This window comes from Kitasatospora sp. NPDC058190, from assembly GCF_042883685.1.
Classification (GTDB): domain Bacteria; phylum Actinomycetota; class Actinomycetes; order Streptomycetales; family Streptomycetaceae; genus Kitasatospora.
In genome coordinates this window covers 20,691-29,434 of the sequence record NZ_JBHVVI010000108.1, presented here as the reverse complement: position 1 = coordinate 29,434, position 8,744 = coordinate 20,691, and the positions used below count along the sequence as shown (strand labels likewise).

The following is an 8,744-nucleotide window of genomic DNA, read 5'->3' as shown; positions in this document are numbered from 1 at the left end:
AGGAACGGAGGCTTCCTTCGGACCGCCTTCCAGCGGGCCCTCCGGGCGCTTCGTTCTTTCGTGTTTCCAGCTTATCAGATGTTTTCCGCTCCGTTCCCGGGGCTTCCTTCATCCAACTCGCCGGTGTCCTCTGGGGTTTGACGCCCCGTCCGACGTTTCAAACTCTAGCCGACCCTCGCCCCGAAAAGCGAATCCGACCGCAATCCGATAAAACGTGCACGCCGAATAAGCACCGAGCCGCACCGCGACAAAGCGAAACGACCGGCGAGGACCGGGAAGTGATGGTTCGGAGGATTGGCCGCCCCGGGACCGTCCGCGCAGGTGCGTGTCCGGTGCTCCCAGTCGAGCGACTGGGAGACACTACCCCCGTTCGGCGCCCGAGACAAATGCCCAGCCCGGACCACAGTGCTGCGGCGCCCTCCCCTCTCCTGTCGCTATCGAATGCCGCCGACCACCGCCAGCCGTGCGGCCTCCGCCAGACCGTCCCGCCATGGTTCACCGTGGCCCGGCAGGACCGTGTCGATCTCGTATTCGGCAACCTTCTCCAGGGAAGCCAGCGCCGCCCTGCTGTCCTGGGTGAAGGCCCGGCAGATGACGCAGGGCCCGACGCGGCCGGCGACCGCGTCGTTGGTCACCAGGGCGTCGCCGGTGAAGGCGAGGGAGGCCTCCGGGAGGAGGTAGCTGGTGCTGCCGTGCGTGTGCCCTGGGGTGTGCACCGCCAGGGGCAGGCCGGGGACGTCGAGTCGGGTGTCGTCCGCGAAGACGCGGAGCTCCCGGATCGCCGGCGTGCGGAGCGCACCGCCCCGAGCCAGGTGCAGCGGTGCCCGCAGGCCGCTCGGGCGGCGGACCGCGTAGCCGAGGAGGGAGCGCTCGGGGCGCCAGACCTGGTGGAGGCGCCGTGGTTCGGCCAGGATCGGCGCGTCGGACTCGTGCACCCAGACGTCGGCCCCGGATTCCACGCGGACCCGCTCGGCGAGGCCCACGTGGTCCGGGTGGCCGTGAGTGATCAGGACCGCCGCGATGTCGGTGACGGGTCTGCCGAGACCGCGCAGTGCCCCGAGCAGGCCCTCCCAGTGCGCGGGCAGCCCGGCGTCGACCAGCACCAGGGCCGGGCCGGTGTCGACGAGGTAGAAGTTGACCAGGTCGTCGCCCAGCCGGTGCACGGTGGGCATCGGGGACTCAACCGGGGAATCGGTCGGGGACTCGGTCGGGGACTCAAAGGCGCTCATCCGGATCACCGGCCCAGCTGGATGGTGGTGGCGGGCAGGGCCGCGACGCGCTCGGCGCCGAGCAGTCGCGCCGCCGTCCGGGCGCCCGGGGGCGGGCCGTCGAGCAGCGTGGCCGCGGCTGCGGCGGCCACGGCCGCGGTGAAGGCGAATCCCTCGCCCGTACTCAGCTCGGCAACGTGCCGCCGGCCGTCCCCGGCGGTGAGTTCCGCGTAGGCGTAGGAGCGGCCGTCCGTCCCCGTGCCCCCGCGCGGAGCGGCGTACGCGGTCACGTCGGGCGCGCCGCCGGCGTCGCGCGCCGCCTCCAGATCTCCGGTCGGCACGGGGATCACCGTCCGGCCGACGCCACCGAAGGTGAGCGTCGTGGCGCCGTCGCCGAGCCGGAAGCGGACCAGCTCGCCGGCCCGGTAGACGGTGGCGCCCTCGGCCGCGGCCTCGGCCACCGTGGCGCGGACGCCCTCCGTGTCGTACGCGGTGGTGGCAGCCGAGGCGACGACCACGCTCGCCGGGTCCGCCACCCGCTCACACAGGGCCAGCACCAACGCCTCCGTGGCGGCCGGTCCGAAGCCGGCCCCGGTGACGAGCGCGACGCCCCGCTCGCGCGCCTCGGCGTCGCGGTCGAGCAGGGCGCGCACGGCGGCCCGCTCGTTGGCGAGGTCGATGTACGCCGTGCCGGCGTCGAGGCAGGCGCTCACCACGGGCGGGGCCAGGCGGGTGAACGGGCCGACCGTGTTGACCAGTACCTTTCCCGCCCGGGCCGTCGCGGCCAGCGAGGCGGGGTCCGCGAGGTCCGCGGTCAGAACGGTCACCGCCGCGCCGTCGAACCGCGCCGCGATCGACGCCAGTCGGCCCGCGTCCCGGCCGACCAGCGTCACCGTCCCACCCTGCTGGACGAGGTGTCCGGCGATCAGGTTGCCTGCGGTGCCGGTGGCGCCGAGAACGACGAAGTCGGATCGCATGATCGTGCTCCTTCCGCCCGAACGGGCTTCCGTCGATGACGGGACAAGAATGACACAACATCGATGTCGCGTCATCGATGTTGTGTCATTGATATGCTGGACCCGCACCCACTCATCCGATGGACGAAACGAAGGGCAGCCCGTGACCGCCGACCACAGCCGCACCACCCGGGCTCCGCAGGACGAACTGCGCTACCTGCTCCTGGCCGCCCAGCGCGAGGGCAGCCGCCGGCTCGGCGACGCCCTGCGCCACTTGGGCCTCACCCCCGCCCAGGCCGAGGTGCTCGACGTCCTCGCCGCGCACCAGCCGGTCACCCTGGCCGCCCTCGGGCGCCTACTGGTCTGCGAACAGGGCAGCCCCAGTCGGCTGGTCGACTCCCTGGTCCAGCGCGACCTGGTGAGCCGGATCCCGCACGAGCAGGACAAGCGCGCCGTCCTCATCCAGCTCACCGACGCCGGACGCACCCTGGCCGCCCAGCTCGGCGACGCCACCGCACGGCTGACCACCGAGATGGCGGCCCGGCTCACGGCCTCGGACGTCGACACCCTGACCGCCCTCCTGCACACCCTCCTCGACGGCACCGACGCCGCCCGGGCCATCCGCAGCCGATACCCGCACTGAGAGCCCCCGGACGGCGAGTCCGACGTGAACGGGCCGGGGTCGCGGCGAGTGCATCCGCCACGACCCCGGCCCGGGGCTGTCCGCTGCCCGACCAGACGCACCACTACCTGAACAGGCGGTCACCGCTGTTGGCCATGCGGTGGGTGGAGCCGTGGCGGCTCACCCAGTCACGGACGAGGTTGACGGCGTTGGCGCACTGCCAGCTGTCGTCGTACTCCCGCACGCCGGTGAAGGCGCCGTAGCCCGCGATGATGCCGTCCACGTGGGCGTCGCCCAGCAGCTTGTCCACGTACCACGGGTCGTTGTACGTGGTCGTCCAGGACAGCGTGGCCGCGAGCTTGCCGGCGGCGCGGTCCGCGGCGCCCTTCTTCAGTTCCGCGCACGTGTTGTACGTGGCTTCCGTGCAGTTGCCGAAGCCCTTGGTGATGTCGCTGTCGCCGTAGTCCACCGCCCGGTGACCGGTGGGGATCCCGGAACCGGACCGGTTGAAGGCGTTTTCGGCCTGGTCGCGGGTCCCGGTCGTCGTCATGCCCTCCAGGGGGCCGAGCCTGCCCTCCAGGCTCTTCCAGCCCCTGCCTCCGACGTCCGGGGTGTTGCCGCCGTGGTACTCGTAGAAGCCGTAGAGCACCTGGATCCCGGCGGCCGTCAGCCGCTTGGCCTTGTCACGCAGTCCGGCGACGCTGCACCCGCGGTTCGGTTGCTCCCCGCAGTAGTTCGGGTCCTTGATGTCCAGCCAGACCAGCGACAGCCGGCGCCCCGCGTTGGCGTTGGAGACGATGCGGTCGATCATGCTGTCGAAGCTGGGGCCCAGCCGGTTGTCGCCGGCCGAGGAACAGTCGTGATAGGCGCGCCATTCGTTCGGGTTCCACCAGGCGCAGACGTCGATCTCGATGCCGTTGGCACCGTGCTTCAGGGCGGCGTCCACGCCGTCCAGGGTGTCGACCCGGTGCGCGATGGCGTAGATCGGGTGGCGCTGGTCGGCCGCTGCCGCCGGGGTCGTGGCGAGGGCGGTGGCCCCGACGATCCCGCACAACGTCGCTGCCGTCGCCGCCAGCGTCCGTCGGCCCGCACCGTGCCTGAGGTGAGTGGTCAAGAAAGGTACTCCTTCTTGTCGGTGTCCTGAAGTGGACATGCCCACATCACCAACTGTACGTTGCCGAACGGTACATGCTCGACAGACGGGGCCGGCTGTCCGCAATGCGCCCCCAACTGGCCGATGGTGCACGTACGGTGAATGACCATCAGGTGCGTTTGAAGAACTCCACCTCGGCCAGGGCGATGGCACGGCCGGGGCCGGTTCCGGCGGCCTCGCGGACGGTGAGCTTCACCTGGACGACGTCGCTGATCCCGGTCGCCACGGTCTGCGGGCCCGGCTGGTCGTTGAGCGTGATCTGTTGCCGGTGCACCTCCCCGTCCGAGGCCGTGACCTCCAGGGACAGGACGACGGGACGGGCCTGCTGCTGGTAGTGCTGCGGGTCCGCGGAGTCGCCGGTGTGGACGATCAGGTCCACCAACCGGAACGGGGTGCGGAAGCCGAAGGTGATGGAGTCCCCGATCGCGGGTGCTCCCCAGTAGGTGTTGGTGAGGCCGTCGTCGGCCGCGGTCGCGGGATGACCCTCGACCGCGGCGCTCGCCGAGGCCTGGGCCGGGGTGATCGGCGCAGTGCTGCGGAGCTTGTCCAGCACGTCCTGGAAGACGTCCTTGCCGACCGGGTAGAGCAGGATCCCGCCGACCACCACCGCGACCAGCACGAGCAGCGCGATGGTGCGGCGCAGCGCGTTGCCCGAACCTCCCATCCGCACCCGGCGTCGGAACGGCCAGCGGGTACGCCACCACGGCAGCTTCGGCGGGGCTGCGGTGTCGGTCAGCGGTGCCGCGCAACGGCGGCAGAAGCGCCGCTCGGGCAGGTTGGGCGTGCCGCACCGGGGGCAGGGCGGGCCGTCCTGGGCCTCGCCGGCCGCGGACGCCCGGACAACCGGGCGTGGTGCGACGGGCTTGGCGGGCTGCACGGCCACCGGATCGGCCTGCGGTGCGTGGGCCGGAGCCGCTTCGGGATCCGACGTCGGAGCCGGTTCCCGGGCAGGGATCGGGGCCGGGGTCGGGGTCGGTTCGGGAGCCGGAGCCGGAACCGGCCGCACGCGGATGGAGGTCGAGCTCGGAGGCTCGGCCTCCGCCGGGACCGCCGGCTCCTCGGCGGGCGGGGTCGGCGTTTCGACGGTCGGGGCGGGCGGCTGCTCCCTCCTGGCGCGCGTCACCCGTCGCGACACCGCGCGCCAGGTGGACTCAGTGCGCGCAGTCTCGGGCACAGCGGGCTCGGCGGGCTCGGCGGGCGCAGCGGGCGCAGCGGGCTCGGCAGGCGCAGCCGGTGCAGCGGGCGCAGGCGCAACACGCTCAGCGGGTGCAGGCCCAGGCGCAGGCGCGGGCGCCGCCGCGGGCCCGGCGGCCGGAGCCGCCGTGGCGGCGGCGCTGCGCGACCAGCCCAGGTACGCACCGCAGTTGCCGCAGAAGTCGTCCCCCTCCCCGTTGGCCGTTCCACAGTCGGGGCACACCGGCATCCGTCAGTCCTCCACTCGCCCGGGTGGGCCGGGCAGGATCTCCACCCGGCAGGTCAGGTGGACCGGGCAACCCGCCCTGACGACGGACAACACCTGGTCCTCGTCCAGCCCCGGACCGTCCAGGGGCCAGACCCGGATCAGCACCTCACCGCTCAGCGCGGGGAGCGGCGGGGCGGCACCGGGGACGGTCGACCAGGAGACGCCACCGCCGTCCGTGATCTCGGCACCGGCGCCCAGCACCAGGCGCAGCCGCTCGGTGAGGCCGCGTCGGGTGCCGCGCCACCGGTGCAGTTCCACCGCGCGCTCGACCACCGCGCGGCGCACCTCCTCCGGCCAGGCCGGGTCGACGTCCACCGCGACCCAGGACGCCAGCCAGTCGAGGAAGTCGGCCGGCGCGAGGCGGGGCTGGAAGTAGGCGGGCAGGTTGTCCAGGGTGGCGAAGACCGGGGCGAGGACGGTGTCCAGGCCGGCCGTGAACCGCTGGGCGAAGTCGTCGTCGGCGAAGAGCGCGGGAAGCAGCTCGCCGATCGGGTGCGGACTGGGCAGTCCCGGGACGGCGGCCCTACTCATGCGCCCACCTCGCTGCGCTCGGCAGGGGCATTCGCCCACACGCACCTTCCGATGATTCGCTCGCTCACGACTGCCCGTCCTCGGCCGCCGCCGTGACCACGACCTGGTGCTGGTGCGAGAAGACCAGGGCGTCCGGCGGCACTTCGACCCGTTCGGCGGGCGCGCCCCGGCGTCCGGTGATCGGGTCCGCCGGGAACAGCCGCAGCTCCTCGACCCCCGCGACGGCGGCCACCCGCTGGAGCACGGCGAACACCTCCCCGTACTGCACCGCCCGGCCGAACGGCCAGCCCTTGCCGTCGGCGCCGCCGCGCAACGGGTTGAGGTATCGGTACAGCGCGGCGAGCACCGCCTCGCGGACCCGGTCGGGGTCCGCGGCGCGGGTGGTGAGCCGGGCGACCACCGTCACGCCCTGGTAGGCGGGGGGCTGCACGAGGATCCGGGTGCCGATCAGCCGCCGCTCGTCGAGGGCGGTCGCGACGGCGGCCAACACCTGTTCGTCGGGGATGAGTTGCTCGAACCGCAGCCGGTCGCCGTCGTCCGCGACCGCGTCGGGGACCACCAGCACCCGTACCGCCCCCGCGTCGCCGCCGCCGGCGGGCACGCAGCTGATCCGGGCGGCGGAGGGTGCGGCCTGCCGGGCGATCAGCTCGAAGTCCCCGGCGGTGACGGCGCGTTCCTGCAGCCGCAGCTGGTGCGGGGCACGCAGCTTGGCGTTCTCCACGGTCTCGCCGTCGACCCCGCCCCTGGCCGCCTCGCGGTTGTCCACCCGGGCGATGTACGGGACGGAGCTGCGCAGCACCGTGATGGTGCCACGGGCGACGTTGCCCGCGATCCCGCCGCCGGTGCGGTAGTGCGGGACGCGCAGCCGCGCGCCCTTGGGCGGCACGGCGCCGAAGGCGCGCAGGCTGCCGTCGGGCTCCCGCACCGCGGGCGGGAAGAGGAACTCGCCGGTGGTCGCGTCGAGCACCACGTGCCGGTCGGTGGGCGAGGAGTCGCCGAAGTGCTCGACGACCGTCCACCGTTCCCACCCCTCGCCGGCCGCGACCTCCACCGCCGGCGGACCGCCGTCCAGCAGGACCGGCGGGCGGGCGAGCCGGAAGCGTTGGCCCGCGACGCCCTCGGAGGAGCCGAGCGGCGCGTCGGTGACGGTCTGCGCGTGGACGACGGTCGCGGTGCCGCCGACCGTGAACACCTCGGCACGGCGGATGGTGGGGGACTCGGAGTAGAACGGCTGGCCGGGCTGCGGCTCGGTGACCCGGCAGCGCAGCCAGCCGGCCCGTCGGCCGGCGACCACCGACGCGGTGTGTCCGGCGGGCACGAACACCACCACCTCGCCGGGCCGGTTGAGGCCGCCGGTGGTGTCGCTGCCGGTCTCGCAGCCGATCCAGCGCGCGCCGTCCCACACCTCCCAGGCCAGCGGCGGCTGGCGCGGGTCGACACCGACGCCCTCCACCCGGCTGTCCAGCCGGACGATCAGGATGCAGCGCGGCACCACGGCCGGCAGGGCGAAGAGCATGGCGTCGCCGGCCACCGGGCGCGGCTGGAAGCACGGCACGTCCGCGCCGTCGGCCAGCCGGGCCGTGCGGTCGGACTGCTCGCCGGAGGCGGAGACGGTGACCAGCCGGTCCAGCGAGCTGGGCACGATCGGCAGGTCGTCGGTGGTGGAGAAGACCACCGCGTCGTCGGTCTCGGTCCGCAGGGTGGAGACCTCGGTGCCCGCCCGCAGCAGGACGGTCTCGGGCTGCGGGGCCGAGAGCCAGAAGTCGACCTCGGCCCGGGCCGCGGCGGGCGGGAAGAGCCGGACGCCCAGGAGGTCGAGGAAGGCGGAGTAGTTCTTCTCCGGTACCCGGTTCAGCCGGTAGAGCAGCTGGTCCACCAGGTAGGCGAAGGTCTCGATGAGGGTGACGCCCGGGTCGGAGACGTTGTGGTCGGTCCACTCCGGCGCGCGCTGCTGGACGTACCGCTTGGCCTCGTCGACGAGTTGCTGGAAGCGCCGGTCGTCCAGGTTCGGGGAGGGCAGTGCCATCAGTTCGCGCCCCCGTCCGCGGCGGCCGCCCGGTCCGGATCCGGGTGTTCCGGGATGGTGTAGAAGGGGAAGACCAGGTTGCGGCGGTCGTTGGTGGCGCGCACCGTGTAGTGGACGTCGATGTAGAGCGTGCCCTCGTCGACGCTGTCGTAGGCGATCACCACGTCGTCGACCTCGATCCGCGGTTCCCAGCGTTCCAGTGAGATGCGCACCTCGCGCGCGATCCGCCCGGCGGTGGTGCTGTCGCCGGGGGCGAAGACGTACTCGTGGATGCCGCAGCCGAACTCCGGGCGCATCGGCCGCTCGCCGGGGGCGGTGCCGAGGATCAGCCGGATGGCCTCGGCGAGTTCCCTGTCCCGGTCCACCATGCCGATGCCGCCGGTGGCGTTCACCCGCAGCGGGAAGGCCCAGCCACGGCCGATGAAGCTGCTCCCGGTCATGCCCCGCCTCCGATCAGCACGTTGAGGCTGCCGCTCTCGATCCTCGCGCCGCAGGCCGTCTTGTCCCCCATGCGGGCCGCGGGCAGCCCGCCGATCAGGACCACTCCCCCGGTCATCGCGCCGGGATCGGGCAGGACGACGTTGGCCGGGCCCATCTCCACGTGCGGAACGCAGGCGTGCAGGCTGCCGACCACCGCGGCGGGCCTGCCGCCGATCAGCACGGTCGCCACCCTGAGGGCGCCCGGCGGCGGGGTGGTGAGGGCGCCGCCGTGATCGGTGATGTCGCCGGTCCGGGCTGCGGGGGGCATGTGCGGTCTCCATTCCGATGGTGCCCTCGGGTCGTGGG

At 73.4% G+C, this 8,744-nt stretch carries 9 protein-coding genes; 1 reads left to right on the top strand and 8 read right to left on the bottom strand.

The window, feature by feature from the left end; all coding sequences use genetic code 11:
• Positions 1-434: 434 nt before the first annotated feature.
• Positions 435-1,172, bottom strand: coding sequence for an MBL fold metallo-hydrolase (locus tag ACFVWU_RS35260; protein ID WP_387628473.1), 738 nt, complete (start codon positions 1,170-1,172; stop codon positions 435-437).
• Positions 1,173-1,234: 62 nt separating this feature from the next.
• A complete protein-coding gene (locus ACFVWU_RS35255; protein WP_387628472.1) occupies positions 1,235-2,185 on the bottom strand; it encodes a saccharopine dehydrogenase NADP-binding domain-containing protein in 951 nt (316 codons plus the stop codon).
• Positions 2,186-2,327: 142 nt separating this feature from the next.
• Between ACFVWU_RS35255 and ACFVWU_RS35250 the strand changes: the two genes are divergently transcribed.
• Entirely contained in the window at positions 2,328-2,807 is a 480-nt protein-coding gene (locus ACFVWU_RS35250; RefSeq protein ID WP_387628470.1) for a MarR family winged helix-turn-helix transcriptional regulator, read from the top strand.
• A gap of 103 nt (positions 2,808-2,910) precedes the next feature.
• Here the strand turns inward: ACFVWU_RS35250 and ACFVWU_RS35245 are convergent, their stop codons facing one another.
• The 6 genes from ACFVWU_RS35245 to ACFVWU_RS35220 form a co-directional block, all read right to left on the bottom strand.
• Positions 2,911-3,900: a phospholipase gene (locus ACFVWU_RS35245; protein WP_387628468.1), complete on the bottom strand. Its 990-nt coding sequence runs from the start codon at positions 3,898-3,900 to the stop codon at positions 2,911-2,913.
• A gap of 148 nt (positions 3,901-4,048) precedes the next feature.
• A complete protein-coding gene (locus tag ACFVWU_RS35240; protein ID WP_387628467.1) occupies positions 4,049-4,822 on the bottom strand; it encodes an NADase-type glycan-binding domain-containing protein in 774 nt (257 codons plus the stop codon).
• A 543-nt stretch (positions 4,823-5,365) separates the two neighbouring features.
• The gene (locus ACFVWU_RS35235; RefSeq protein ID WP_380615255.1) at positions 5,366-5,932 is read right to left on the bottom strand and encodes a phage tail protein I; all 567 of its coding nucleotides are present in this window, start codon (positions 5,930-5,932) and stop codon (positions 5,366-5,368) included.
• 64 nt (positions 5,933-5,996) lie between these two features.
• Positions 5,997-7,958 carry a putative baseplate assembly protein gene (locus tag ACFVWU_RS35230; protein ID WP_387628464.1) on the bottom strand — a complete coding sequence of 654 codons (1,962 nt, stop codon included), beginning with the start codon at positions 7,956-7,958 and terminating at the stop codon, positions 5,997-5,999.
• A complete protein-coding gene (locus ACFVWU_RS35225) occupies positions 7,958-8,398 on the bottom strand; it encodes a GPW/gp25 family protein (protein WP_387628462.1) in 441 nt (146 codons plus the stop codon). Before ACFVWU_RS35225 ends, ACFVWU_RS35230 begins: the two co-directional genes overlap by 1 nt.
• Positions 8,395-8,706, bottom strand: coding sequence for a PAAR domain-containing protein (locus tag ACFVWU_RS35220; RefSeq protein ID WP_387628461.1), 312 nt, complete (start codon positions 8,704-8,706; stop codon positions 8,395-8,397). The genes ACFVWU_RS35225 and ACFVWU_RS35220 overlap by 4 nt, the downstream gene beginning before the upstream one ends.
• Positions 8,707-8,744: the final 38 nt, after the last annotated feature.